Source organism: Kitasatospora paranensis, from assembly GCF_039544005.1.
Classification (GTDB): Bacteria; Actinomycetota; Actinomycetes; order Streptomycetales; family Streptomycetaceae; genus Kitasatospora; species Kitasatospora paranensis.
In genome coordinates this window covers 7,195,241-7,220,005 of sequence record NZ_BAABKV010000001.1, presented here as the reverse complement: position 1 = coordinate 7,220,005, position 24,765 = coordinate 7,195,241, and the positions used below count along the sequence as shown (strand labels likewise).

At 74.5% G+C, this 24,765-nt stretch carries 20 protein-coding genes, 2 pseudogenes and 1 riboswitch; of the genes and pseudogenes, 15 read left to right on the top strand and 7 right to left on the bottom strand.

Annotated elements, in window-relative coordinates:
• Positions 1–268 precede the first annotated feature (268 nt).
• The gene (locus tag ABEB13_RS34340; RefSeq protein WP_345708596.1) at positions 269–781 is read left to right on the top strand and encodes a methylated-DNA--[protein]-cysteine S-methyltransferase; all 513 of its coding nucleotides are present in this window, start codon (positions 269–271) and stop codon (positions 779–781) included.
• Between the two features lie 48 nt (positions 782–829).
• Here the strand turns inward: ABEB13_RS34340 and ABEB13_RS34335 are convergent, their stop codons facing one another.
• Positions 830–1,480 carry a LamG domain-containing protein gene (locus ABEB13_RS34335; RefSeq protein WP_345708595.1) on the bottom strand — a complete coding sequence of 217 codons (651 nt, stop codon included), beginning with the start codon at positions 1,478–1,480 and terminating at the stop codon, positions 830–832.
• Between the two features lie 170 nt (positions 1,481–1,650).
• On the opposite strand from ABEB13_RS34335, the gene ABEB13_RS34330 reads away from it, so the two are divergent.
• Positions 1,651–2,298 carry a TetR/AcrR family transcriptional regulator gene (locus ABEB13_RS34330; RefSeq protein ID WP_345708594.1) on the top strand — a complete coding sequence of 216 codons (648 nt, stop codon included), beginning with the start codon at positions 1,651–1,653 and terminating at the stop codon, positions 2,296–2,298.
• A 59-nt stretch (positions 2,299–2,357) separates the two neighbouring features.
• Positions 2,358–3,715, top strand: a pseudogene (locus ABEB13_RS34325) (MFS transporter).
• Between the two features lie 90 nt (positions 3,716–3,805).
• Here the strand turns inward: ABEB13_RS34325 and ABEB13_RS34320 are convergent.
• Together ABEB13_RS34320 and ABEB13_RS34315 are read right to left on the bottom strand one after the other, a co-directional pair.
• Positions 3,806–4,297, bottom strand: coding sequence for a MarR family winged helix-turn-helix transcriptional regulator (locus ABEB13_RS34320; protein ID WP_345708593.1), 492 nt, complete (start codon positions 4,295–4,297; stop codon positions 3,806–3,808).
• Positions 4,294–5,972, bottom strand: a pseudogene (locus ABEB13_RS34315) (MFS transporter). The gene ABEB13_RS34320 and the pseudogene ABEB13_RS34315 overlap by 4 nt, the downstream one beginning before the upstream one ends.
• 419 nt (positions 5,973–6,391) lie before the next feature.
• Here ABEB13_RS34315 and ABEB13_RS34310 point away from each other — a divergent pair.
• From ABEB13_RS34310 to ABEB13_RS34290, 5 genes are all read left to right on the top strand, one after another.
• Positions 6,392–7,921 carry a glutamate synthase subunit beta gene (locus tag ABEB13_RS34310; RefSeq protein ID WP_345708592.1) on the top strand — a complete coding sequence of 510 codons (1,530 nt, stop codon included), beginning with the start codon at positions 6,392–6,394 and terminating at the stop codon, positions 7,919–7,921.
• 504 nt (positions 7,922–8,425) lie between these two features.
• A riboswitch (cyclic di-AMP (ydaO/yuaA leader) is annotated at positions 8,426–8,577 on the top strand.
• A gap of 1 nt (position 8,578) precedes the next feature.
• Positions 8,579–9,634, top strand: coding sequence for a transglycosylase family protein (locus ABEB13_RS34305; RefSeq protein WP_345708591.1), 1,056 nt, complete (start codon positions 8,579–8,581; stop codon positions 9,632–9,634).
• 170 nt (positions 9,635–9,804) lie between these two features.
• Positions 9,805–10,674 carry a DUF3626 domain-containing protein gene (locus ABEB13_RS34300; RefSeq protein WP_345708590.1) on the top strand — a complete coding sequence of 290 codons (870 nt, stop codon included), beginning with the start codon at positions 9,805–9,807 and terminating at the stop codon, positions 10,672–10,674.
• Between the two features lie 275 nt (positions 10,675–10,949).
• Positions 10,950–12,170: a glycoside hydrolase family 6 protein gene (locus ABEB13_RS34295; RefSeq protein ID WP_345708589.1), complete on the top strand. Its 1,221-nt coding sequence runs from the start codon at positions 10,950–10,952 to the stop codon at positions 12,168–12,170.
• Positions 12,171–12,374: 204 nt separating this feature from the next.
• Complete coding sequence (locus tag ABEB13_RS34290; RefSeq protein ID WP_345708588.1) at positions 12,375–12,830, top strand: GNAT family N-acetyltransferase; 456 nt, start codon at positions 12,375–12,377, stop codon at positions 12,828–12,830.
• A 257-nt stretch (positions 12,831–13,087) separates the two neighbouring features.
• Here ABEB13_RS34290 and ABEB13_RS34285 read toward each other — a convergent pair whose 3' ends face one another.
• Positions 13,088–13,969 (bottom strand): nucleotidyl transferase AbiEii/AbiGii toxin family protein, encoded by an 882-nt coding sequence (locus tag ABEB13_RS34285; protein ID WP_345708587.1) that lies wholly within the window; start codon positions 13,967–13,969, stop codon positions 13,088–13,090.
• Positions 13,970–14,181: 212 nt separating this feature from the next.
• A complete protein-coding gene (locus ABEB13_RS34280; RefSeq protein ID WP_345708586.1) occupies positions 14,182–16,056 on the bottom strand; it encodes a cellulase family glycosylhydrolase in 1,875 nt (624 codons plus the stop codon).
• Positions 16,057–16,601: 545 nt separating this feature from the next.
• Between ABEB13_RS34280 and ABEB13_RS34275 the strand changes: the two genes are divergently transcribed.
• The 3 genes from ABEB13_RS34275 to ABEB13_RS34265 all read left to right on the top strand — a co-directional run bounded on the left by ABEB13_RS34275 (position 16,602) and on the right by ABEB13_RS34265 (position 19,601).
• Positions 16,602–17,699 carry a PAS domain-containing protein gene (locus ABEB13_RS34275; RefSeq protein ID WP_345708585.1) on the top strand — a complete coding sequence of 366 codons (1,098 nt, stop codon included), beginning with the start codon at positions 16,602–16,604 and terminating at the stop codon, positions 17,697–17,699.
• Positions 17,651–18,520, top strand: a complete 870-nt coding sequence (locus ABEB13_RS34270) for a PP2C family protein-serine/threonine phosphatase (RefSeq protein ID WP_345708584.1) — start codon at positions 17,651–17,653, stop codon at positions 18,518–18,520. The genes ABEB13_RS34275 and ABEB13_RS34270 overlap by 49 nt, the downstream gene beginning before the upstream one ends.
• A 247-nt stretch (positions 18,521–18,767) precedes the next feature.
• On the top strand, positions 18,768–19,601 hold the full coding sequence (locus ABEB13_RS34265) for a class I SAM-dependent methyltransferase (protein WP_345708583.1): 834 nt from the start codon (positions 18,768–18,770) through the stop codon (positions 19,599–19,601).
• Positions 19,602–19,742: 141 nt separating this feature from the next.
• On the opposite strand, the gene ABEB13_RS34260 is transcribed toward ABEB13_RS34265, so the two are convergent.
• On the bottom strand, positions 19,743–20,444 hold the full coding sequence (locus tag ABEB13_RS34260) for a hypothetical protein (RefSeq protein ID WP_345708582.1): 702 nt from the start codon (positions 20,442–20,444) through the stop codon (positions 19,743–19,745).
• 299 nt (positions 20,445–20,743) lie between these two features.
• On the bottom strand, positions 20,744–21,196 hold the full coding sequence (locus ABEB13_RS34255) for a hypothetical protein (protein ID WP_345708581.1): 453 nt from the start codon (positions 21,194–21,196) through the stop codon (positions 20,744–20,746).
• A gap of 52 nt (positions 21,197–21,248) precedes the next feature.
• Here ABEB13_RS34255 and ABEB13_RS34250 point away from each other — a divergent pair, with 52 nt between their 5' ends.
• The 4 genes from ABEB13_RS34250 to ABEB13_RS34235 all read left to right on the top strand — a co-directional run bounded on the left by ABEB13_RS34250 (position 21,249) and on the right by ABEB13_RS34235 (position 24,750).
• The gene (locus ABEB13_RS34250; RefSeq protein WP_345708580.1) at positions 21,249–21,542 is read left to right on the top strand and encodes a hypothetical protein; all 294 of its coding nucleotides are present in this window, start codon (positions 21,249–21,251) and stop codon (positions 21,540–21,542) included.
• Between the two features lie 191 nt (positions 21,543–21,733).
• Complete coding sequence (locus ABEB13_RS34245) at positions 21,734–22,468, top strand: DUF6629 family protein (protein WP_345708579.1); 735 nt, start codon at positions 21,734–21,736, stop codon at positions 22,466–22,468.
• A 17-nt stretch (positions 22,469–22,485) separates the two neighbouring features.
• On the top strand, positions 22,486–23,415 hold the full coding sequence (gene hemC, locus ABEB13_RS34240) for a hydroxymethylbilane synthase (RefSeq protein ID WP_345708578.1): 930 nt from the start codon (positions 22,486–22,488) through the stop codon (positions 23,413–23,415).
• A gap of 90 nt (positions 23,416–23,505) precedes the next feature.
• A complete protein-coding gene (locus tag ABEB13_RS34235) occupies positions 23,506–24,750 on the top strand; it encodes a saccharopine dehydrogenase family protein (RefSeq protein WP_345708577.1) in 1,245 nt (414 codons plus the stop codon).
• Positions 24,751–24,765 lie beyond the last annotated feature (15 nt).

Sequence of the window (24,765 nt, the reverse complement as noted above, 5' to 3'; positions counted from 1 at the left end):
CTCGCCCACCGGGGCACCCCTCTCGCCTCGCGGTCCGCTCCGCAGGCCCGCTGCCGTGCGAAGATCGGCCCTCAATCTAGGCGCTGGGCACGGTGGTGTCCACGAAGCCTCCCGCTGCCCGCCGCGGCCGCTGCCTCGCAGGTGGCAGGCCCGGCCCGGGGTGGCCGGGCCGCCTGCGGTGCGATGTCCGATTCCCGCCGGACGGGCCGGGGCCCGATGCCGCACAGTGGGGTCGTACCGCAGAACGACGAGTGTGGGAGATCCGACCGTGACCGTGTACACCACCATCGACAGCCCGGTGGGCGACCTGCTCCTGGTCGGCGAGGAGTCCGCGACCGCAGCGGGCGGGACGGCACTGGCCTCGGTGTCGATGACCGGCCAGCGCCGGGCGCCCGCCGTCCGAGCCGATTGGCAGCGGGCACCCGAGGCGTTCGTGGAGCCCGTCCGACAACTGCACGCCTACTTCGCCGGCGAGCTGCGCACGTTCGACCTCGAACACACCGCCGCGGGAACGGAGTTCCAGCGCACGGTGTGGCGCGCCCTGGAGGCCGTCCCGTACGGCACCACCACCAGTTACGGCGCGCTGGCGGAGCGGGCCGGGATCCCGCGGGCGGCCGTGCGGGCCCTCGGGACGGCGATCGGGGCCAACCCGCTGCTGGTCGTCCGCGCCTGCCACCGGGTGATCGGCGCGGACGGTTCGCTGACCGGCTACGCGGGCGGCCTCGACCGCAAGGAGTACCTGCTCGGCCACGAGGCAGCCGTCCGCGCCGCCACGCCGTGACCGCCGCGGCCGCCGTGGAGGGCGGCCGCACCGCGTCCGGCGCCCGCGTCAGCGGTCGACCGACAGGCTGTGGCACGTCCAGCTCAGCCGGCCGGGGCCGTCCGCGGGCGGCCTCGGGTGGTACGTGCCGTCGGAGACCGAGAGGTTGACGATCAGGTAGGCGTGCCACCCGGCGCCGACGCCCCGGTGGTCGGAGTACACCGGGACCCCGTTGGCGTACCAGTCCACCGAGCGGCGGCCGAAGACCGTGCGGAGGTCGACGGTGGCGCCGGGCGATATGCCAGCGGCGCCGCCGTGCCAGTAGCGGTATCCGCCGTGGACGTGGTTGGAGACCTCCAGCAGATCCGGGTTGTCGGGGTGGTACTCGAAGACGTCCACCTCGTTGCCGCCGTCGCGCCACGTCCAGATCGCGGGCCAGGCGCCCAGCGCGGTCGGCAGGGTGACCCGGGCGGACAGGGTGTCGCCGGTCACCACCTGGAAGGCGTCCGGGCTGCCCTCGGTGGTCAGCAGGTTGGTGTCCCACAGGTCGCTGCCGGGCCTGCGGGTGGCGGCGAGGACGCCGTCGGGGCAGTACGCCCCGCTCAGGTAGTCGAGTTTGTGGTCGCTGCGGTTGGTCGGCCCCATCCGCGGATAGGCGCTGCTGCGCCCCGCGATCCACTGCCGGCCGGACCCGAAGTCCGCACTGAAGACCGTTGCCATCGCCGCCTCCCGAAGGGTTGTTGACACACGCGCGCCAATCACTGAACGTGATGTACCCGATACGGATCGTCATATGCGAACCGGAGCCTCCGGATCCGCAATTCTTCGCGCGGCCCCTGCTTCCACAGCGTGCGTAGACACTGTCTACGCCGTGCTGGTAGACAGGGCCCGTGAACGACGAGGGCTCCCTCAGGGAGCGGTTGATCGATGCCGGGGTGGACCTGGTGACGGCCGAGGGCACGGCCTCGCTGGGGCTGCGCGAGATCGCCCGCAGGGCCGGGGTGTCGCACGGTGCACCGCGCCGCCACTTCCCCACCCACCACAGCCTGCTCGCCGCCATCGCCCGGCGCGGCTTCGCCGACCTGGGGGCCAGGTTCACCGCGGCGACCGGCGCACCGGCGCCGGCCCGCGACCGCCTGCAGGCCCTCGCCCGGGTGTACGTGGGCTACGCGCTGGAGCAGCGCGGCATGTTCGAGCTGATGTACCGGCACGACCTGCTCGACAGCGGCCCGCACCCCTCGGCCGGACCCAGGCTGCGGGACTCGACCGTCCCGCTCTTCGAGCGCATCGTCGCCCTGGTCGCCGAGTGCACGGCCGCACGGCACGACGGGCAGGCCGCCGGGGCACCCGCCGTGACCGCCGCGGCGCTCTGGGCGAACCTGCACGGCGTGGCCCAGCTGTGGACCTGGGGCAGCCTGCAACTCGTCCTCGGCGCACCGGAGTCGGCCGGGGATCCCGGACACGGCCCGACCACCGGCCCGCTCGACACCCTGGTGACCGCCGTTCTGGACGCCCACCTCGGCCCGGTGGCCCCGTGACGGCGATCCCGCGCCGGCACCGGGAGGGCCTGGCCCTGGCGGCCAGTGCGGGCGGCGCGATGGTCGTCGCCCTGGACGGCACCGTACTGCTGGTGGCCCAGCCCGCTCTGCGACGTGACCTCGGCGCCGGCCTGGCGGAGGTGCAGTGGACGAGCACCGGCTACCTGCTCGCGGTGGCCGCCCTGCTGGTGATCGCCGGACGCCTCGGCGACCGCCACGGCCACCGGCGGCTACTGGTCGCCGGCGTCCTCGGATTCGGCGCCGCCTCGGCCGGCATCGCGCTCGCCCCGGACGTCGGCCGGGTGATCGCACTGCGCGTCGTCCAGGGCCTGTTCGGCGCCCTGCTGCAGCCGGCCACTCTCGCGCTGCTGCGCCTGGCCCACCCGGCGGACCGGCTGGCCGGCGCCGTCGCCGTCCGCACCGGCGCGATCGCGGTGGCCGCCGGCTCCGGACCGGTCCTCGGCGGCCTGCTGGTCGCGCACCTGGGCTGGCGTTCGGTGTTCTGGATCAACGTCCCGGCCGCGGCGGTGATCGCCGTGCTCGCCCTCGCCGTCCGGCTCCCGGAACCGACGCGCAGGCCGGACCGGCGGCTCGACCTGGCCGGCGCGGCCCTGCTCGCCGCCTCCTCGGCACTGCTGGTGCACACCCTGGCCGGGGTGCCCGCCCACGGCTGGACGTCCGTCCCGACCCTCCGGGGGCTGGGCGCCGTCGCGGCCCTCACCGCGGGGCTGGTCGCCCACGAACGCCGCACCCCGGACGCGTTCGTACCACGGGCCGTCGCCCGGTCGCGTGCGGTGGCGGCCTCGATGGCACTCCTCCTGGCGCTGGGCGCCGGACTGTTCGGGACCCTGTTCACCGCCACGTTCCTGCTCCAGGACTCGCTCGGGCTCGGCCCCTGGCCGCCGGGCTGCGCGTCCTGCCGCTCACCGCCCTCATGGTGGTCGGCGCCCCGGCCGCCGGAGCGGCGCTGCGCCGGTACGGACCGCGCCGCACCGCGCTCACCGGCACCGGACTGGTGGTGCTGGGCATCCTCGGGCTGTCGCAGGCCGCCGCGGACGGCCCATGGGCGCCGACCGGCGCCGCCTTCGCCCTGCTGGGCGCCGGGTTCGCCGCGGTGATGGTCACCGCCACCGGGACGGTCGTCGGGGACGCCCCGCCGGAGTACGCCGGCGTGGTCGGGGGCCTCAAGCAGACGGCCGTGAACATCGGGCCCCTGCTCGGCATCGCCGTCGCCACGGGCACCGGCGGCCCGTCCGGCGCCGCCGCACCCGGCGCCCAGTCCGGGGCCGGAGCGGGAGGGACGCTGCTGGCGCTGGCCGGGGTAGCCGCCCTCGGGCTGGTGCCCGCCGGACTGCTGCCCGACCGGCCGCTGAGGCGGCAGGAGCCGGCCGGGGCCCCTGTGACCGCCGCCGACTGACCGGCCGGCCGGCCGGCCGCGGCAGGGCGCCCGTCCGGGCCGGGGCCAGGGCCGGGACCGGGACCGGAACCCGACGGCCGGTGCGCGGCCTCAGGACTCGGTGTCCGCCAGCAGGTGTTCGAGGACGGGGAGGGCGTCCTGGAGCACCGCCTGCTCGCCCGGGGTGAGCGCGGCCACCCGGCCCGCCAGCAGCTCGGAGCGCTCCTGGCGGATGGTGGCGAGCAACCGGTGCCCGGGCGGGGCCAGTTCGACCAGTGAGGAGCGGCCGTCGCTCGGGTCCGGCAGGCGGGTGACCAGCCCGGCGACGACGAGCGGTCCGACCGTCCGGGTCATCGAGGGCGCGGCCACCCGCTCCAGCGCGGCCAACTCGCCGAGCCGGAGCGGGCCGTGCTGCTCGATCCGGGCCAGCGCCGACTGCTGCGCGAAGGTGAGGTCCTGCCCGGCGGATGCCTGGGCCAACTGCCGGTGCAGCCTGGCGATCACCAGGCGCAGCCGGGCCACGGCCGCCGGATCGGGCACGGCCGGATCCGACACCCCGGCGATGTCCGCAGGCGCCCGGCCGGCCGGATCCGGGGCGGTCATGCGGTGCCCTGACCGGCCCCGGTGCCCGCACCGGCCGCCACGTCACCGCGGTCGCCGGTGTCCGTCCCGGCCTCGTCCGCGCGGCCCTTGCGGCCGCGGAGCAGCGAAGCGGCGGCCGCCACCAGGGACATCACGATGGCGAGGGAGAACACCACCATCAGACCGTCGTGGAACGGCCCGGAGATCAGGTGCGGGAAGAACTCGCGGCCGGTCAGGGTCTGCGCGTTGCCGGCCGGCAGGCCGGACAGCACGTGCGGGCCGAGCAGCTCACGGATCGGGTTGTAGCCCAGGAAGGCGGCGAAGAGCGTCCCCACCGGGGGAGTTGCGCGATCGCGTGGGCGTCCGCAACGGGCACGCCCTGCGCGGTGAGGCCGCTGTCGAGGGCCTGCGGCAGCGAGCCCGCGAGACCGGCGACCATGAGGGAGAAGAAGACGCCGATGGAGAGCACCATGCCGGCGTTCTGGAAGGTGGCGCGCATGCCGGAGGCGGCTCCCCGGTCGGCGGCCGGCACGCTGGACATCACCAGCGCGGTGTTCGGCGCCGCGAAGAGGCCGCCGCCCAGTCCGTTGAGGAAGACCAGCAGGGCGAAGGCCGGGTAGCCGAAGTCGGTGGGCAGCGCGAGCAGTCCGGCGAACGAGGCGGCCATCACCACCAGGCCGCCCGCCGCGAAGAGCCGGGCGCCGAAGCGGTCGGAGAGGTGCCCGGCGATCGGCCCGGCGGCGAGGAAGCCCACCGTGAGCGGGACGAGGTAGATGCCCGCCCAGAGCGGGGTGTCCGCGTAGTCGTAGCCGTGCAGCGGCAGCCAGATGCCCTGCAGCCAGACGATCAGCATGAACTGCAGGCCACCGCGGGCGATCGACCCGAGCAGGGTGGCCGCGTTGCCGCCGGCGAAGACCGGGTCCCGGAAGAGCCGCAGCGGGAACATCGGTTCGGCGACCTTCGTCTCCACGACGCAGAACACGCCGAGCACCGCGGTACCGCCGATCAGACCGGCCAGCACCCACGGGTTGGTCCAGCCCATGGTGTGGCCGCCGTAGGGCTGGATGCCGTACGTGATCGCGGCGAGCAGGGCGGTCAGGCCGACGGCGAACGTGACGTTGCCCCACCAGTCGATCCGGCCGGGTCGGCGCACGCCGGTCTCGTGCAGCGAGCGGTAGGCCCACACCGTGCCGATGATGCCGATCGGCACGTTGACCCAGAAGATCGACCGCCAGTTCCACTCGGCGAGCAGGCCGCCGAGCACCAGGCCGACGAACGAACCGGCGATCGCCGCCACCATGTTGACCCCGAGGGCCATGCCGCGCTGCCGGGCCGGGAACGCGTCGGTGATGATCGCCGCGGAGTTGGCCATCAGCATCGCACCGCCGATCGCCTGCACCACCCGCCAGCCGATCAGCCAGAGCGCACCGCCGCCGCCCTGCATCGGGTCGAGCGAGAGCACCACCGAGGTGACCGTGAAGATCAGGAAGCCGGCGTTGTAGATCCGCACGCGGCCCCAGATGTCGCCGAGCCGGCCGAGGGTCACCACCAGGACGGCGGTCACCAGCATGTAGCCCATGAGCATCCACAGCAGGTAGCTCACGTTGCCCGGCTGGAGCGGGTCGAGGTGGATGCCGTTGAAGATGGCCGGCAGGGAGATCAGCACGATCGAGGAGTTGATCGTGGCGATCAGCATGCCGAGGGTGGTGTTGGAGAGCGCCACCCACTTGTAGTGCGGGTGCTCGGCCCCTATCCGGCCCCGCCGGGCGCCGCCCGGGCCACCCTCCTGTGCGGACTCCTGCTTCCCTGCGGTCATCGCCCGTCCCTCCCCGGTCGCGCGCCGTCAACCACGATAGTTAGCTGACATCAACTAAATTAGCGCGCCCCGGGACACCGCGCCAGGGCCGGCCCGCGCGACCCCGGGACACCCGCCCGGGCACCTCCGCCACAACCCTCCGGAGGCTTCCGCCACGCCCGGCCGGAGGCTTCCGACACGCCCGCTTCCCCCGCGCCCCGGGCAGGCGTACGGTGGCGACACGGCACTGTGCGCATACGTGCCACCCGCTCGCCCGCTCCCCGAACGTCCAGCGCCGAACCGCACCGCGGAGGCCGTCGATGGCCGACCCCAAGGCGTTCCTGACCACGCCGCGGCTGCTCCGCGCCCGGCGCGCCGCCCGGGCCCGGGTGCGGGACTGGCAGGAGGTCTACCAGCCCGGGGCGCTGCTCCCGATCATCGGCGGCCAAGCGGCGCGCTGCATGGACTGCGGGCTCCCGTTCTGCCACCAGGCGTGCCCGCTCGGGAACCTCGTCCCGGAGTGGAACCGGCTGGTCGCCGACGACGACTGGCGGGACGCCGCCGACCGGCTGCACGCCACCGACAACTTCCCCGAGTTCACCGGCCGGGTCTGCCCCGCCCCCTGCGAGAGCGCCTGCGTGCTGGGTATCGACGCGGAGCCGGTGACCATCCGCAACGTCGAACTGGCCGTCGTCGACCGGGCCTGGGAGCAGGGCTGGGAAGTACCCTGCCCGCCCGACCGCCGGAGCGGCCGGACGGTCGCCGTGGTCGGCTCCGGTCCCGCCGGGCTGGCCGCCGCCCAGCAACTCACCCGGGCCGGGCACCACGTCACGGTGTACGAGCGCGCCGACCGCCCGGGCGGCCTGCTGCGGTACGGCATCCCGGACTTCCGCCTGGAGAAGCACCGGGTGGACCGCCGGATCCAGCAACTGCGTGCCGAGGGGACGGAGTTCCGTACCGGCGTCACGGTCGGCGAGGACCTGTCGGCCGCGGAGCTGCGGGCCGGCCACGACGCGGTGGTGATCGCGGTCGGCGCCACCGCGTGGCGGGAACTGCCAGTACCGGGGCGGGGATCGACCGGGATCCACCAGGCCATGGAGTACCTGCCGCTGGCCAACCGGGTGGCCGCCGGGGACCTGGCGGCCTCGCCGGTCAGCGCCCTCGACCGCCGGGTGGTGGTGATCGGCGGCGGCGACACCGCGGCCGACTGCGTGGGCACCGCCGTCCGCCAGCAGGCCGCCGGTGTCCGGCAGCTCGACATCAACCCGCGGCCGCCGGACGGCCGCCCGGGCGCGCAGCCGTGGCCCGTGCACCCCAAGGTGCACCACGAGACCACCTCGCACGAGGAGGCCTGCGCCTGCCGGCAGCCGGCGGACGGCGACGGGCCGGACATCCGGTGCTACGCCTCGGCGACCGTCCGCTTCGACACGGACGCCCGGGGCCGGGTCTCCGCCGTGCGGATCGCCGACGCGGCGCCGGGCACCCGCGCCCCACTGCCCGGCACCGAGCACACCCTGGAGGCCGACCTCGTCCTGCTCGCCCTCGGCTTCTCCGGCCCGGAGCCCGGTACCGCCCTGGTGCGCCAGCTCGGCCTCGACCTGGACGGGCACGGGAACCTCGCCCGGGACGACGGCTTCGCGGCCGGCCCCGACGGGGTCTTCGTCGCCGGTGACGCCGGGCGCGGCCAGTCGCTGGTGGTCTGGGCCATCGCCGAGGGCCGTGCCGCGGCAGCCGCGGTGCACCGGTACCTGACCGGACGGGACGAACTGCCCTCGCCGATCACTCCCGGCGCACGCCCGATCACGGCGGAGGACACCCCGGCCGCGGTCCGGCCCCCGGGCCCGCGGTAGGCCGACGGCCGGACGGCGGACGAGGCGCGGGGCGCCGGAGTCGGCCCACGAACCGTCCACGGACACCCGCCGTTCGTGCCATGATCATCCGCTGTTCGCAAGGCTCCCGGCGCCGACCGGTGAATTCCCGCCGCCACCCCCGGCACAATGCGGGGAATTCCGGACACCGCATTCCGGCCTTTGTGCGGAAAAGGCGGAGAGGCCAACCGTCGCGGACACGACAGGAAAGGTCGGCCGTCGGCCCGGGCGGGCCGCCCACGGGCCGCGCCACCTGCGCCGCAGCCCTGCAACAGCCGGACGCCGGCCGCACTCCGGCCACCGCGGGCCCGCCCCGACCGGGCGCGCGCCGCCCTGCGGACGGCGCGAGCCAACCGATCACTCGTGATGGTTGTGTGATTGTCGGGATGCCAGCTTGTTACTGAGGCACCATTCCCTCTAATCTCCGGAGCAGCCCGACAGCACGGGCGCCCGAAACGCGGCACGCCGAACCCTGCCCACCGCGTCACCGGGTCACCGACCAGACCCTGGGCAGGGACGGGGGACCCACACGTACCACGCCGTCCTCCACGGCTAGGGGTGAAGCCGCCTCGCGCGGCCGGGCCACCTCCCGGTCCGAACCCGACAGCTCACCTCGCAGGCGTGCGGAGAGGGAACTCGATGGGTTTCATCGGCTCCGGCCGCCACCGCCGCCCCACCCAGACCGAGCGCGCCGTCGCTGCGGCGGGCGTGGCAGGCGTGGGAATCGCCCTGCCACTGCTCACCGCCACCGGCGCCCACGCCGTCGCGCCCACCACCTGGGACGCGGTCGCCCAGTGCGCCAGCGCCGGCAACTGGTCCAAGGACACCGGCAACGGGGCCTACGGCGGCCTCCAGATCGACCTTCGCTCCTGGGTCGCCTACGGTGGCGACGCGTACGCCGCCGAGCCCGACCACGCCACCAAGGAGCAGCAGATCGCGGTCGCCGAGCGCATCCTCGCCGACCGCGGCGCCTCCGTCTGGGGCAGCTGCGCCACTGGCGCCGGGCTGACCGGCGAGGGCCGGGCCACCGCCCAGCCGAGCGCGCCCGCCACCACGACGCCGAGCGCACCGGCGACCACCGGCACGCCGTCGGCACCGGTCACCACCACGCCGGACGTCCCGACGCAGCGCGGCAGCGCCGCCCCCGTCTTCCCCGGCATGCAGGGCCTGGACGCCGCCACCGGCGTGTACTGGTACCAGGCGAACGGCACCTGGTACTGGACGACCAGCCAGCAGGTCTACGAGCAGAACACCGGCACGGCCTCCCCGGCGCCCACCACCGGCACCCCCGCACCGGGCAGCGCCACGCCCGCTCCGACCACGACGACCACCCCGGCGCCGGGCACGCCCGCCCCGGGCACCACGACGGACACCCCGGGCACCGGCACCGGCACCACCACCACCGCTCCCGGCACCGGCACCGGCACCGGCACGACGGGCACCACGCCGGGTGCACCCATCGGGGACCCGACGGCCGCCACCGGCACGCCGACCACCACGGACGGCACGGCCCTGCCGGCCCCGGCCACCGCCCCGGACACCACCTCCTACACCGTCGCCCCCGGAGACACCCTCTCCGGGATCTCCGACACCCACAAGCTCGGCGGCTGGAAGCACCTCTACGACCAGAACCAGAGCACCGTCGGCGACAACCCCGACCTGATCCACCCGGGCCAGGTCCTCGACATCCAGTAGCAGTCAGCGCTGCAGCACCGCGGCACCGACGACGCGGCGGCCCCGGCTCCGGCACCATCCGGACCGGGGCCGCGGCGCGTGCTCCCCGGCCCGCACGGACGCCCGAGCAGGGCCGAGCAGGGCCGAGAAAATCGGCAGCCGGGCGCGGCGCCCTCCGGCATACTGCGCCGATGAGTGCCGACACCTCCTTCGCGCCGCACGAGCGGGCCCTGCGGCACGTCGCGTCGCTGTCCCGCGGCGGCCCGCTCGACCCGGCCCTGTCGATCACCCTGAACTTCCACCCGGACCGCACCGCCGACGGCCGCCCGATCCTGGAGCGGCTGGCCGACGACGGCGTCTACCACTCCCAGTTCGTCACCGGGACCAGCAACGGCGGCCTCACTGCCCACCCGGGCGGCGACCGGTGGCGCTGGGAGAACCGGATCTTCGGCGGCGCCTACGACAACGCCGCCGCCCACCAACGGCCGGTCTACGGCGCCCTCGACTTCCGCCGCTCCCCGTTCGGGGCCGCACCCCGGTTCGGGTCCGCACACCTCCGACTGCGTCCGGAGGCACTCGCCCGGACGACCCTCTGCTACCCGGACAGCGCCGCCGAGCCTGCCGACTTCGGTGTGGCCGACCGCTGTTCGCTCGTCGCACTGGCCGAGGCCGACGACCGGGACACCCTCGACGACTACGTCGAGGCCCAGGTCCACGGCCCCGTGCGGCTCGCGGGCGACGTCGAGGCGCTGGTCCTCGATCCCGGGCACCGGGGCACGGCCGTCGAAACGGCGGCCGGCCGGCTTCCGTTCCCGGTCGAGTGGCACCCCGGGTTCCGGCTCACCGTGGACCACCTGCGGCGCCATCCCGACTACCGCGGGCCGGAGTTCGTCGCGCTCGGCGCCCGGATCGCCCAGGACGGCCTGCTGGACCCGCGGATCCTCGGCGACGCCGCCAACACCGGACGGCACGACCCGCAGGCGCTCAAGCGGGTGTGGCACTGTCTGGCCCGCTTCGGCCGACCGAGCCGGTCGGCGCCGCCGTGCTGCCCGCCCGACTGACGCCCGTGCCCGGACGCCCGCGGCATGCCCCTGCGCGCACACCATCCGCCTGATGGTCCGTCAGTTGGCGCAAGGGTGGCGGAAGCCGCGAAACCCGGGCGGCCGATCAGGCCGAGGAGGTCGAGAAGGCCCCGAAGGCTGCGCAAAGCCTTGACGGGTGCGGCAGTGGCGGAATAGAACTGCCTCGCAGATATGGGAGCGCTCCCATGTGTGATTCCACCCCGACGGCGCTCCCCTCGTACCGTTCCGGCGCCACCCCACCCTAGGAGCCGCACGTGTCCCGCCCCCGCCCCAGCCGTCGTATCGCGGCCGTGAGCGCCGTGCTCGCCACCGCCGCGGTCTGCTGCCTCCCCGCGACCGCCGACGCGTCCACCCGGACGACCGCGGGTGCCGACCGGGCTCCGGCCCCCGGCAGCAGCTTCTACGTCGACCTCGACAGCAAGGCCGTGCACCAGGCCGCCACCGACCTCCGCGCCGGCGACTACGGCGACGCCCTGGCGATGGCCCGGATGGCCTCGTACCCGGTCGCCCAGTGGTTCAACGGCACGGCGACACCCGGCGAGACCACCACTGCGATGGCCCGGCTGCAGAGCCGCGCCGCTCTCCAACGGCAGGTCCCGGTCGCGGTCGCGTACAACGTCCCCGGCCGCGACTGCTCGCAGTACTCCGCCGGCGGCGCCTCCAACGCCACCGAGTACGCGGCCTGGGTCGACGCCCTCGCCCAGGGCATCGGCGACCACCGCACGGTGGTCGTCCTGGAGCCCGACGGGCTGGCCCTCAGCCCCGCATTCTGCGGCGGCACCGCCCAGCAGCAGACCGACCGGCTGGCCGAGATCAACGGCGCCGTCGACCGGCTGGTGGCCCAGCCCAACGCCGCCGTCTACCTCGACGCCGGCCACAGCGCCTGGCAGAACACCGGCACCATGGCCCGGCTCCTGGTCGACGGAGGCGTGAACCGGGCCCAGGGCTTCTTCCTCAACGTCTCCAACTACCAGAAGGACGCCGACCTGGTGCGCTACGGCACCCAGGTGGCCAAGTGCACCTGGTACCTGACCAACACCGCCGGCGCCTCCCCCGACGACTGCGCCAACCAGTACTGGCCGCAGGCGGATGCGGACGCCTGGTACGCCGCCCACGTGCCCGCCGACGCCAAGCTGCCGCACTTCGTCATCGACAGCAGCCGCAACGGCCAGGGACCGTGGACTCCGACCGCCGACTACCCGGACGCCCAGACCTGGTGCAACCCGCCCGGCCGCGGCCTCGGCACCCGGCCCACCGCGGACACGCACACCGCGCTGCTCGACGCCTTCCTGTGGGTCAAGGTACCGGGCGAGTCCGACGGCAGCTGCACCCGCGGCACCACCGGCGGCACCGATCCCGAGTACGGAGCGGCCGACCCCGCCGCCGGCGCCTGGTGGGCCGACCAGGCGCACTCGCTGGCCGCCCACGCCTCGCCCGCCCTGCGCTTCAACCTCCCGGTGAACGACGGACACTGACACCACGCCGTCGCTCCTGCCCGGCTCCCCCACCCACCACTCCCCCTGGCCGGTCCGGGCCCACCCGCCGGACCGGCCCCGGGCGCCGCACGGGCTGCTCCCGTGCGGCGCCCGCCCGCCTGCGGCTCCGCGGCGGCCCGGCGCTGCCGCCCACCGGGCGCAATGCAGTTGACGGACCGCGACCGGCAGCGCTTTCCTGCTGCCATGACCGAACTCCGCTTCACCCGCGTGGACGCCGACGCGCCGGACGGCGATGCCCTGCTCGCGGACTGGCGGCACGTCCACAACACGATCATCCCGACCGACCCGCTGTCGGCCGACGACGTGCGGGCCCGCAGCCGCCGCAACCGGCTCGACGTGGCCCACCTCGGCGATACCCTGGTGGGCTGCTCCACGGTGCGGCCGCCGGACGACGAGACGCCCGCCGCCACCGTGATCGCCCGCATCCTGCCCGCCCACCGACGGCAGGGCCTCGGCCGCGCGCTGTACGAGCACGCCCTGGCTCAGGCCGCACACCTCACCGCCGACGGGATCGAGACGATCGTCCTGGCCTCCAACCACGACGGACTGGAGTTCGCCCGGGCCCGCGGATTCGTCGAGGTCGCCAGCGACCTGCTGCCCGGCGACACCGTGCCCTACCTCACCCTCGCCCTGCGCTGACCTGCACGAAGCGCTGCGGTCCGTACGCCGGCGACGGCCGACGGGGATCACCCGCGCCCCGTCGGCGCCGGGACGAGTGGATCACCGTTCAGGGACCGGGAATCCCGGGGGCGTGCCGCCCGGTCGTCCTGGTGCGACGCGAGGTCCGGGTGCTTCCGGCCCTGGGCTCATCCCATCCGCGGTACTGCCCGAGCTGCCCGACGACACCCGGGGTGTCCGACCCGGCGTGCGCCCACGGCCATGGAGCGGAGCTCCCGCTACACGGCATCGGAGGGGTCGGCCACGGCGAAGGTCGGGGCCAGGGCGGCGTTCAGCCGGGCCGCCAGGTCGCCCGCGGTGGCCCGCAGCCCGCCGTGCTCGGTGTCGAAGGAGCGCCAGTCGACGGCGGCGGCCGCCTCGTCGACCATGGCCGCCGTGACTTCATGCGAGGCGTAGTAGGGATCGCTGTCGACGAGGACGTCCCTGAGCAGCTCGCGTCCCAGGGTGCAGTTCTCGGCGAGCACCACGGCGTCGAAGAGGTCCTTGGCCTGCGGATACATGTCCGTCACCAGCCACAGCAGCTTCCAGGCCAGCGAAAGCTCCGGCGTGACCGCGGGAAGCGTGACACCCGTGCCGGTGCCCGAGAGCGGGTCGAGCCGGACGGGCTCGGCCGGCACCGGCAGGTACTCACCGAACACGAAGTCCAGCTGGACAACGCCGCCCGGCGTCCCCTCGGCCTCCCACGGCAGCACCAACCGCCGTCCCGGGACGCGCTCGTACGTCCAGATGTCCTCGCTCACCGCGTCCCGGGCGGCGAACCGCACGGCGCCGGTGGACGCCGCCTCGGCCCCGTCGGCGACCGCGTCCAGCAGGGCAGCCGTCCTGCTGCCGTGCGGGTCGCAGTCGCCGGGGACGACGAAGTCGAGGTCTCCGGGCTCGCGCGCGGCCGCGCCGTACCAGGTGCGGAGCAGGACGCTGCCGCGGAGCACCGGCGCATCCGCCCGGCCGTTGCCGGCGACGGCGGCCAGCACCACGTCCAGGGCCGCCCGCCGCGCCGCGCGCCAGGCCTCGTCCGCGGCCGGATCGGGGAACCGCGGGTCACTGGGGCGAAAGGCTTCGGCGAACTGCTTGAGGGCGGGGTCGAAGAGCCTCTGCTGCACGGCACCGCCGCCGCGGACCGGGCGGAACGTGGCCGGAAGGCCGCTCCCTCGGTTGTCCCCGCCGTCCCGCATGGCCGCCTCCGCCCGGTGCCGTCCGCCGTCCCGTGCGGGGATCATCGCAGAGGCGCCGCCGCCCGGGAAAGCGGGTGCCCGGGCGGCGGCGGGTTGGGCCGGGTGCACGGCGGGCCCTGGGCGCCGCCGTGCACCGCGGGTCAGGAGGTGGCGGTGCAGCTGGGGGTGGCACCCGCCGCGGCACCGGACACCGTCCGGGTGGCCTGGACACCGAAGCTGGTCGAACCCGCGGGCGCGAGCGCCCCGTTGTACGACAGGTTGGTGGCGCTGATGTTCTGTCCGGTCTGGACGACCGTGGCGCTCCAACTGCTGGTGACGGTCAGGCCGGACGGCCACGTCCAGGCGACCTGCCAGCCGGTGGTCGGCCGGGTGCCGGTGTTGGTGACGGTGACCGTGGCCGTCAGGCCGCTGCCCCAGTCGTTCAGGCTCACCGTCGCGGTGCAGCCGGAACTGCCCCCGGCGGACGCGGTGGTGGCGGTCACCGACGCCGAGACGGCGGAGACGTTGCCGGCCGCGTCGCGGGCCCGCACCGAGTAGCTGTACGCGGTGGCGGCCGTCAGCCCGCTGTCGGTGTAGGTGGTGCCGGTGGCCGTGCCGACCTTGGTGGTGCCGCGGTAGACGTCGTACCCGGTGACGCCGACGTTGTCGGTGGCCGCCGTCCAGGACAGCGAGACACCGGTCGAGGTCGTGCCGGTCACGGCGAGGCCGGTCGGGGCCGTCGGCGCCTGGGTGTCGCCGCCACCACCACCGGTCGTGCCACCGAACCCGGGTGCCTTGATGCTCGCCAGGTAGGCGTCCTTGACGGTGTTGACCGTCGTCCAGTCGTCGTTCAGGATGCCGCCGGTGTCACCGGAGTTGGGGTTCCACGACCAGAAGGTCCACTGGAACGAGTCGGCACCGTACTGCGCGGTGGGCCGCAGGTACTGGACGAGCGCCTTCAGCCACGTCTGGTCCACGGTGGCCTGCAGGGTGGTGCCGAACTCGCCGACCCAGACGGGCGCGATGTTCTGGTTGAAGAGGTAGCCCCAGTTCTTGTCCCAGATGCCGGGCATGTTGGCGGGGAAGGACGGGTCGGAGAACCAGGTCTGCTGGGCCACGCTCGTCGCGTAGTCGTGCGCGGAGTACACCACCCGGTTGGGCACGCTCAGTTGGACGGGGTACTGGCCGGCGCCCTGGAGGTTGCCGCCCCACCAGTAGGAGCTGCCGTTGAAGGTCTGGATCCCCTCGACGAAGATCAGCAGCTTGGAGTTGGCCGAGAGCACCGCCTCGCCGCCGCGCTGGGCGGCCAGCCGCCAGTCGACGGAGGTGTCGCCGCAACCCCAACAGGCCGGGTCGTGCGGCTCGTTGTGCAGGTCGATGCCGACCACGGCGGAGTTGCCCGCATAGCGGGCGGCGATCGTCTTCAGGTCGGCGAGCCAGGTGCTCTCCGGCACGGAGGCGGTGTACCAGAGCGCCGACTGACCGCCGGAGTCCGGACGGTGCCGGTCGAGGATGACCTTGAGGCCGACCGTCCCGGCGTAGTTGACGATCTTGTCCATGACGCCGAGCGAGTCCAGGCCCACCAGGTCGGCGTTCATGCCGCCGGACGTGTTGATGCTGGCCGGGGCGGTGCCCTTGAAGATGTCGTCGCTGTACGGCAGCCGGATGGTGTTGTAGCCGAGCGACTTCATCTGGTCGATCATGCTCTTGTAGTCGCGGCTCCACAGGCCGTGGGCCACGTAGTTGCCGGTCTCGAAGCCGAACCAGTTGATGCCCGCGATCCGGACGGGCTGGCCGGCCTCGTCCAGGATCTGGCGCCCGCTGGTGTGCCAGTAGCCGGTACCGGCCGCAGCCGTCGCGGCAGCCGCAGCCGGTGCGGGGGTGGCGGCGTGCGCCGCCTGCAGGCCCAAGGGCGCGGCAACGATCGCCGCCGCCGCGGCGAAGGCCGCAGCGCTTCGGCCGAGCCGGCGCACGAGGCGTCGTTGCAGGCGGAGCCGGGCGGGGAGATGTGGCCGGAGGTGCAGCCGAAGGCGCATGGTCTCGTCCTCTCTGGAAGCAGTCCGACGGGCCGCGCCCGGGCATGCGGACGCGGGTGCCGGACGGGTGGGGGCGTTCCGGGTCGTGCGTGGTACGAGAGCTGGTATGCGAACCGCGAAGCCGCGCCCCGCACGGCCGGCCCGGCCGCCGTTCCCTGCGGCGGACCGCGGCCAGCTGGGCGGGAGCGCTCCCACGTCGCCATGCCGTTCCCCTCCCGCAGGGGGCGGGCATGGCGGCGGGATCGCCCATCATCAAGCCAGAGAGCGAACGGCACGTCAATATGCCCGACAGACTTCATGTCGTGAAGTCTGCGGGCCAGTTGAGGCCGGAATCGGCCATCCGGCGAGGCCGGAGCGGATGAACAGTGAACGGTCGAAGCTGTTCGGGGCCCCCGAATCCGGCACCTCTTCGACACGCACAGCGTGCTTCGCACGCGTCAGATGGGAGCGCTCCCAGATATGGAGGGCTCCGGCCCGGCTGCCGGCAGCCCCGATACCCACCCCGCGTGCGGGCCACCCCCGGCGGCGTGAATCATGGTGACATCATGCACATCGGACGGCGCTGGACGAGGCGGTCGGCGGTGGCCCCCGGAATCGTGAAACCGGACACCGCAGGGCCCGCGCGAACCCCTGTCCGGCGACCGCGGACGGCGCCCGGCCTCCTGCCGTCCCTGCTCGACGACAGCGACGCCGGCGGCGCCGTACTGGGCGGGGACCTACGGGTGCGCGAGGCCAACCACGCCTTCGCCCGGATGGCCGGACAGCAGACGCCCGAGGGCGTGGTCGGCCTGGCATCCGAGGACCTCCCACCGCTGGCCGCCGCCGAGATCCAGGAGCTCCTGCGGTCGGTACTCGCCGACGGCCGCACCCGCCGGTTCCACGTCCGCACCGGACCACCGGGCCCGGCCGGGGCGACGGGTCGGACCGGGGATGCCGGGAACACCGGGGCGACCGGGACCTGCCACCGGCTGACGGAGCGCGGACGGGCGCTGGGGCTCGGCGTCGTCCTGGTGGCGGACGCGCCCGCCGACATGCTTACTGGCGCGGCCGCGACCGGGGCGGCAGCCGGAACGGCGACCGACCCGGCCGCGGACCTCCGGCATGCCCGGCGCCGGATCACCCTGCTGGACGCGGCGACCGCCGAGGTCGGGACCACCCTCGACATGGACACCACCTGCGCGGAACTCGCCCGGTTCGCCGTCCCGCGGCTGTCCGAACTCGCCACCGTCGACGTCCTGCCGATCACCGAGCCGGGATCGGGAGCAGCCGGACCGTCGGCATCCGGGCTGTCCGCGGCCGGGCGTCTCCACCGGGCCGGGCTCGCCCGCGTTCCGGCGCTCGGCGGCCCGACGGCCGCGCTCGCCAACCCGGGCGAGCCCGTGCGGCACCGGGCGGGTTCGGCCGCGGCGAGAAGTCTTGCCGAGCGCCGGCCCGTGCCGGCCGACCTCGGTGCCGCGGCAGCGGACTCCTCCCCGTGGAGTCCGCGCGGGGGACGGACGGCCGCGCCGGCGACGGCGGCCCCGGCCGCGAGCGGGGCCGGCCCGGACGTCCCGACGCCGAGGGCGAGGTCTGCCTCCGGGCCGGGCTCCGCGCCGTGCTCGCCGTTCCGCTGGTGGCCCGGGACAAACCGATCGGCGTGCTGACACTCATGCGGACGGCAGGCACCCCCGAGTTCTCGGCGGGCGACATCGAGCTGGCGCAGGACCTCGCCCGCAGGGCCGCCGTGGCCATCGACAACGCCCGCCACTACGCGCGTTCCCAGGGCATCACCCTGGAGCTCCAGCGGGCCCTGCTCGCCGAGCCGGGCAACCCGCACCCCAACCTGGACCTGGCCTCCCGCTACCTGCCCTCCGGCACCAGCTCGGTGGTCGGCGGCGACTGGTTCGAGGCCGTGCGCCTGCCGTTCGGCCGCACGCTGCTGGTGATCGGGGATGTGATGGGCCACGGCGTGGAGGCTGCCGTCGACATGAGCGACTACCGGTCGATGCTCCGCTACGTGGCCGGCGCCGACCTGCCCCCGCATCGCATCCTCCGGCAGCTGGATGCGCTCATCTCGGAGAACGAGTCGGCCCGGCCGGCCACCTGCCTGCTGGCCCTGGCCGACCCCGCCCGCAACCGGTGCACCTACGCGAGTGCGGGGCACCTGCCCCCGGCACTGATCGCCCCCGGACGGCCGACCGAACTCGTCCGGATCCCGACCGGCCCGCCGCTCGGGACCGGTGTCGGCGGCTACGAACCGGCCGTCGGCACGCTCAACCCCGACGAGGTCGTACTGCTGTACACCGACGGTCTGGTGGAGCGGCGCGGGGAGGACATCGACGACTCGCTCGCCCGGCTCGCCGGGCTCCACCTGCCCGTGGCGGGCAGCCTGGACGGACTGCTCGACGCGGTGCTGCACGAACTGGCCCCGCGAGCCGCCGAGGACGACATCGCCGTCCTCGCCGCCCGGGTCCGCCCCCGCTGACCGGGCAAGGTCGTTGCTCTTCGGGAGGCCATGGGCGAACTCCGCGTCCCGGTCCCGGACGGCGAAACGGCTGAACGGTGCCTGCTCCACCATCTGGCAGCCCGGCTGACCGCTGGAGACATCACCCCCAAGGACGTGGCCGCCACCCTCTGGTCCGGCGTCGCGGACACCGGAACCGACCGGGCCGACCGCCGGTCCGGTCGTCGCCGCAATCGGCCCGCGCCGGCGGGTGGTCTTCAATGGAGCTGTGAAGCCCTCGCCCGGTGGGTTGTTTGCCTCGACAGTTCCGTACTACGCGAGGTTCCGGCCCGCGTACGATCCCCGCCTGTTCGCCCTGCTCGGCCGGCGCTTTTCGTTGGACGGCTCCCAGCGCGTGCTGGACCTGGGGGCGGGCAGCGGGGCTCTCGCACTGCCGCTGGCTCCCCTCCTGCGCACGGTGATCGCCGTCGATCCGGAGCCTGCCATGCTCGCCGAGGGCCGCCGGCTCGCCGCCAGGGCAGGGGTGAGCGATATCGACTGGCGACTCGGAAGCTCCGACACGCTTCTCGCGATGGACGTGGGACCGGTGCTGCTGACGGTGATGGGAGCCTCGTTCCACTGGACGGACCGGGAACGGCTGCTGCGCGACCTGGACACCCTGATCGAGCCCGGGGGTGCGGTGGTACTGGCGACCTGCGGAGCCCGGCACGACGACCTCGAACCGCCGCCCTGGCTGCGTGCGGTCGAGGAGGTCCGCCTACGGCATCTGGATCCGGAACGCCTGCAGGGATCCGGGCCGGCCGGGTACCCCGACGTGCGTCACCAGGAGGTCCTGCTCCGCTCGCCGTTCTCCCGGATCGAGGAGGTCCGCTGGGACCGGACGGTCAGCCGCAGCGTGGACGAGGTCGTCGGCCTTCAGCTCTCCTACAGCTTCACCAGCCCGGCCGCACTCGGCCCCGACCGGGCGGCCTTCGAGCATGACCTCCGACAGACCCTGAACACCTTCGCTCCCAACGGCGGTCCGTTTGACGAGCGTGTCCGCACCGAGGCTGTCATCGCCGGCCGTGCTACAGCCTCACACCGTGATCCATCTCAGCGCTAGCGGCTGCCCGAGTACTGCTCGCCGGTAGCAGGCGAGGCAGTCATCCCATTGACCGTTCGAGGGCCGGGGCCGGACAGACCGTCCGAGTGGGGCCGACGAAGACCATCCACGCCGGACCCTACGGGGACGGGCGATTTCGCGTCACTGCACCTTCTGCACGTGAGGGTGGTCCCAGGAAGTCTCGCAGGTGTACAGCTGAAGGCTGTAGCCGCGGCTGATGTAGAGCTTTGTGGACCAGGCGGGGGTGATGTCGTCCGGGAGTTCGGCGTCGAATTCCTCGATCGGCCGCCAGCTGGGCGCCTCGCCGTCCCAGTCATAGCTGTCAATGGTCAGCAGGGGACGGACGTCTGAACCGCACTCGGCGCACACGATGGAAACCGGTCCGATCACCTCCCAATGGACGTGCCCGCCGACCTTGCAGCCCGGAGCAACGCTGAGTTCACCGTGGTAGTCCACCCCGTGCCGGCTCTCCCAGGCATCGATCCGCTCCCTCAGGTCGCGCGGTAGCTCGAAGGAGTTGGGGTACTCCGTGACGGTCTCGGGGTGCAGCACGCACGGGTCCGGCAGAAGATTGCCGGGGCTGCCGATCACCGAGGGCTGCGGGGCGGCTGCGAGCGGGTCACGGATATCGGCAGCCGTGCGCCAGCGCAGCACGATCCGGGGCGCATAGCCCTCGGCGTGATCGGTGAAAGGGCACCAGAGAAACTGGAAGAGGTCGGCGCCGTCCGGCCGCGGGAGCAGGGGGACGTCCGCGGCGTAGAGCTGAGCCACCGGCAGCATCGGGAGCGGGCCGTTCTGGGCAATCTCTTCCTCGTACGGGATACGCCTGAGGATGGCGCTCACATCCTCGCCTCGCCGTGCTCTCCGGGCGTAAAGCCCTCTCCGCAGCCGGACATTGTCCGGCGTTGTGCCGCGGTGGGTGGGACCGGCATGGTCCGGGCACACGGGCCACGGCTCTTCGGACGGCCACAGCAGCGGGCCACCGATCGAACTGTCCGCTGCTGTGGGACTGCCCGCGCGAGGGTGCAGCCGCACAGCGGTGCGGGCCAACGGCGCGAGCTCCGGGAAATGCGCGCCGACATCGACCGGACGCGGAGGAGTGGTGCGAACCATACCCGCGAGGCTACGCCCTGACGTTGACGTCACAGCCCTTGATATTTCGGCCCGCACGCACCGGATGATCCGGCCACCGGCGTCAGCTCTCGCCGCCATGTGGTGGTGCACACGCTCTCCAGCCGCGCGTCGATCCCGAAAGACAGCACGTCTTCCTGGGCTTTCACGGGAGCGCGGCCAGAGCCGCTTTCGCAGATCCCCGACCAGCAGAACCCGCGGCCTGCGATGACCAGGTCGTCGAGGCCGACTGAGCGGGCCGGCGGCAGCGCGAGGCCGATCTCGGCGTCCAGCAGTGCGCGGGTGCCGACCTCGGCCAGGACGACGGCGCGGACCTCCCGACGGGTCGAGCAGGGCCAAAGCAACGGAATTGCCGCCGACCGGCCCCGGACCCACGGAGCCGCGCAGACGTGCGGACCGGGCGCGCGCCGGGCTGAGCGCCGGGGAACGGCATCGGGACGCCGTTCCGGCGCTTCCGGTGCCACGATGGAAGGCCGGCCGCGGGGTCGGGCCGGGCCGGAGGGACGGAGGGCTGCCATGAGCCGCGAGTACCACTTCCACCGGGAGCACGACGGGCACTCGGTCACGGTGACCGTACGGCTCGGGGTTGTTCGCGAGCTGGAGATGCTGGTGAACGGCAAGGAGGTCGCGCGGGAGCGGGAGCACGGGCACCGGGCGGACGTCCGCCTGCTGTCGGCGGCGCTGCCGACGGAACCGCCGAAGCCGGTCAGCGCCCGGGTCGAGCTGCCCGGCCGGGCGCACGGTGAGCCGGCCTGCTTCCTGGAGGTGGACGGCCGCAGCACGCCGATGCCGCTGCGTACGCCGACGTGACGCGACCCGACCCCCGGGTGGAGGCCCGTGGCGGGTCCGGGAATGGCGGCCGAACGGGTGACCGGTCAGCACGGCCCGGCGTCGCCGCGCAGCGGAGTGGGCCGGGGAGGCCGACCCTGGGCTGACCGGGGGACACGTACCCGGCCGTCGGCGGACCGCCCGTCCCGGGCGGGTGGGCGGAGGTGGGCCGGGTGTGCTGGAGTGCCGGGGCGGACGCGGTCGCGGGCGCGGTGGTCGGCGGACTGGGCGTCGCCTGCCTGCTCCAGGTGCGGGATCCGCGGCGGCTTCCGCTGGCGGCGCTGCCGTTGCTGCTCGGGCTGCACCAGCTGGTCGAGGCGGCTGTCTGGCTCGGTACGGACGGGCGGATCGGTCCGGGAGCGGCCCAGACGGCCCGGACGGTGTGGGCCCTGATGGCGCTGCCGTTGCTCCCGGTGCTGGTGCCCTTCGGCGTCTGGTGCGCGACCGGGCCCGGGGCCCGCCGCAGGCGGATCGGCCCGCTCCTGGTGCTCGGCTGCGCGGTGGCCGTGCCGCTGGTGGTCGCCGTGCTGCGGCACCCGGTGACGGTGCAGGTCAGGGGCCACACGCTGGCGTACGCCGTGGGGCTCCGGTGGGCTCCCCTCTGGGTCGCCGGCTATCTGGTGGCGACCGTCGGTGCGCTGCTGCTGAGCGGTGACCGGGCGCTGCGGACCCTGGGCGTGCTGGTCGGTGCGGGGGCCGCGGCCTGCGCGGTGGTGTGGCGGCTGGCGTTCGCCTCGACCTGGTGCGCCCTGGCCGCCCTGGCAGCCGTACTGCTCCTGGGCTGGGCCGGCGGGCCGGGGCCGGCCGGCCCGGCCGAGGCGCGTCAGGGTGCGGGCTCCCCGGGCCCTGACGGCGCCACCGGTCGCCCATTCGAACGAACGACCGGCGTTCGGGAGCACGACAGCTGACGGCCTATCATCTCCCCATGGCCGATCCGATCCGCATCGTCACCCGATCCTCCCCGATGGCTCTCGCCCAGGTCGAGAGGGTCCGCGCCGAACTCGCGGCGCTGCACCCCGGAATCGGGACGGAGGTCCTGCCGGTGACCACGTCGGGCGACCGCTGGCTCGGCGACCTGGCCGCGCTCGGCGGCAAGGGGGCCTTCACCAAGGAGGTCGACGCGGCGCTGATCGCCGGTGCGGCGGATCTCGCCGTGCACTGCCTGAAGGACGTCCCGGCCGACCGGCCGCTGCCGGCCGGCACGGTGTTCGCCGCCTATCTGGAGCGCGACGACATCCGGGACGCGCTGGTGCACCCGGGCGGTCTGACGCTGGACGAGCTGCCGCCCGGCACCCGGATCGGCACCTCGTCGGTGCGCCGGATCGCCCAGCTCGCGGCCTCCCACCCGCATCTGACCTGTGTCCCGATCCGCGGCAACGCGAACAGCCGGCTGGCGAAGCTGGACGCGGGCGAGGCGGACGCGCTGCTGCTGGCCGTGTCCGGCCTGGAGCGGATCGGCCTGGCCGACCGGATCACCGAGGTGCTCGACGTCGCGGCGATGTGTCCGCCGATCGGCGCCGGCATCCTCGTCCTGCAGTGCCGCGAGGACGACGCGGCGACCATCGAGGCCGTGGCCGGCCTCGGGCACCGCGACACCTGGCGGGAGGCGGCCGCCGAGCGGATGTTCCTGCACGTGCTGCAGGGGCACTGCAACGCCCCCATCGCCGGGTACGCCCGGGCCGAGGCGGACGGACGGCTGTCGATGCGGGGCCGGGTCTTCTCACCGGACGGCAAGCGGATGCTGGACGCCCACGAGTGGGCCGGCGCGCTGAGCCCGGAGGACCTCGGCACCTCGACCGCGCTGGCGCTGAAGCGGCAGGGCGCGCAGGAGCTGATCGAGGGCATCGCGCACTGACGCGCCCGGCCCGGGGCGGAATCGTTGACACCCGTTCGCCCGGCTCCTAGCGTGAGCGGGTCGCCGATTACCCGTGAGTAGGGATCACCCATGGCCGCGCCGCGCCCGTACGACCTCGTGCTCTTCGGGGCCACCGGCTTCACCGGGGGCCTGACCGCCGAGTACCTGGCCCGTGCCGTCCCGCCCGGCTGCCGGTGGGCGCTGGCCGGGCGGGACGCCGCCCGGCTGGCGGCCGTCCGGGACGGGCTCACCGCGATCGACCCGGGCTGCGCCGATCTCCCGCTGCTCGTCGCGGACGCCGCGGACGCGGACGCGCTGCGCGAGGTGGCCGCCTCCGCGCGGGTGGTGATCTCCACCGTGGGGCCCTACATCCGCCACGGCGAGCCGCTGGTTGCGGCCTGCGCCGAGGCCGGCACCGACTACGTGGACCTCACCGGCGAGCCCGAGTTCGTCGACCGGATGTACCTGCGGCACCATGCCGCGGCGGTCGCGTCCGGCGCCCGGCTGGTGCACGCCTGCGGGTTCGACTCCGTGCCGCACGACCTCGGGGTGCTGTTCACCGTGGAGGAGCTGCTCCGGCGCACCGGACGGCCCGCGGGGCGGGTGTCGGTCGAGGGCTTCGTCCGGGCCGGCGGCACGATCTCCGGCGGGACGTTCGCCTCGGCGCTGACCGCGTTCTCGCGTCCGCGGGCGATGGCCCGGGCGGCCCGGGAGCGGCGGGCCGCCGAACCGCGCCCGGCCGGGCGGCGGACGGTGGCGGCCCCCGGGCTGCCGGGCTGGTCCCGGACGGCGCACGCCTGGCGGGTGCCGCTGCCGACCATCGACCCGCAGGTGGTCGCCCGGTCAGCGGCCGCCCTCGAACGGTACGGGCCGGACTTCACCTACCGGCACTTCGCGGCCGTGAAGCGGCTGCCGATCGCCCTCGCCGGGGTGGCGGCCGCCGCCGCGCTGGCGGTGGCCGCCCAACTGCCCGTCGCCCGGAAGGCGCTGGCCGGGCTGCGACCCGCGGGACAGGGGCCGGCCGCGGAGCAGCGGGCGCGGTCCTGGTTCACCGTCAGGTTCGTGGCGACCGGCGCCGACGGCCGGGTGTGCACGGAGGTGTCGGGCGGTGACCCGGGCTACACGGAGACGTCGGTGATGCTCGCCGAGTCGGCGCTCTGCCTGGCCTTCGACGACCTGCCCGCGACGGCCGGGCAGGTCACCACGGCCGCGGCCATGGGCCCGGCGCTGATCGAGCGCCTGGTGGCGGCGGGCATCCGCTTCACCGTCCTCGCCGGGCCGCCCTCCGCCGCGCCCGGGCCCCGGCGGACCGCCGGGTCGAAGACCGAGAGGTAGGGAGCCGGGGAGCAG

Bases quoted from the DNA above. Each gene is read 5' to 3' on its own strand.
- ABEB13_RS34335 (WP_345708595.1), bottom strand. From the start codon at position 1,480: ATGGCAACGGTCTTCAGTGCGGACTTCGGGTCCGGCCGGCAGTGGATC.
- ABEB13_RS34280 (WP_345708586.1), bottom strand. From the start codon at position 16,056: ATGCGCCTTCGGCTGCACCTCCGGCCACATCTCCCCGCCCGGCTCCGC.
- hemC (WP_345708578.1), top strand. From the start codon at position 22,486: ATGGCCGATCCGATCCGCATCGTCACCCGATCCTCCCCGATGGCTCTC.
- ABEB13_RS34250 (WP_345708580.1), top strand. From the start codon at position 21,249: ATGAGCCGCGAGTACCACTTCCACCGGGAGCACGACGGGCACTCGGTC.
- ABEB13_RS34305 (WP_345708591.1), top strand. From the start codon at position 8,579: ATGGGTTTCATCGGCTCCGGCCGCCACCGCCGCCCCACCCAGACCGAG.
- ABEB13_RS34290 (WP_345708588.1), top strand. From the start codon at position 12,375: ATGACCGAACTCCGCTTCACCCGCGTGGACGCCGACGCGCCGGACGGC.
- ABEB13_RS34320 (WP_345708593.1), bottom strand. From the start codon at position 4,297: ATGACCGCCCCGGATCCGGCCGGCCGGGCGCCTGCGGACATCGCCGGG.
- ABEB13_RS34310 (WP_345708592.1), top strand. From the start codon at position 6,392: ATGGCCGACCCCAAGGCGTTCCTGACCACGCCGCGGCTGCTCCGCGCC.
- ABEB13_RS34300 (WP_345708590.1), top strand. From the start codon at position 9,805: ATGAGTGCCGACACCTCCTTCGCGCCGCACGAGCGGGCCCTGCGGCAC.
- ABEB13_RS34275 (WP_345708585.1), top strand. From the start codon at position 16,602: ATGCACATCGGACGGCGCTGGACGAGGCGGTCGGCGGTGGCCCCCGGA.
- ABEB13_RS34235 (WP_345708577.1), top strand. From the start codon at position 23,506: ATGGCCGCGCCGCGCCCGTACGACCTCGTGCTCTTCGGGGCCACCGGC.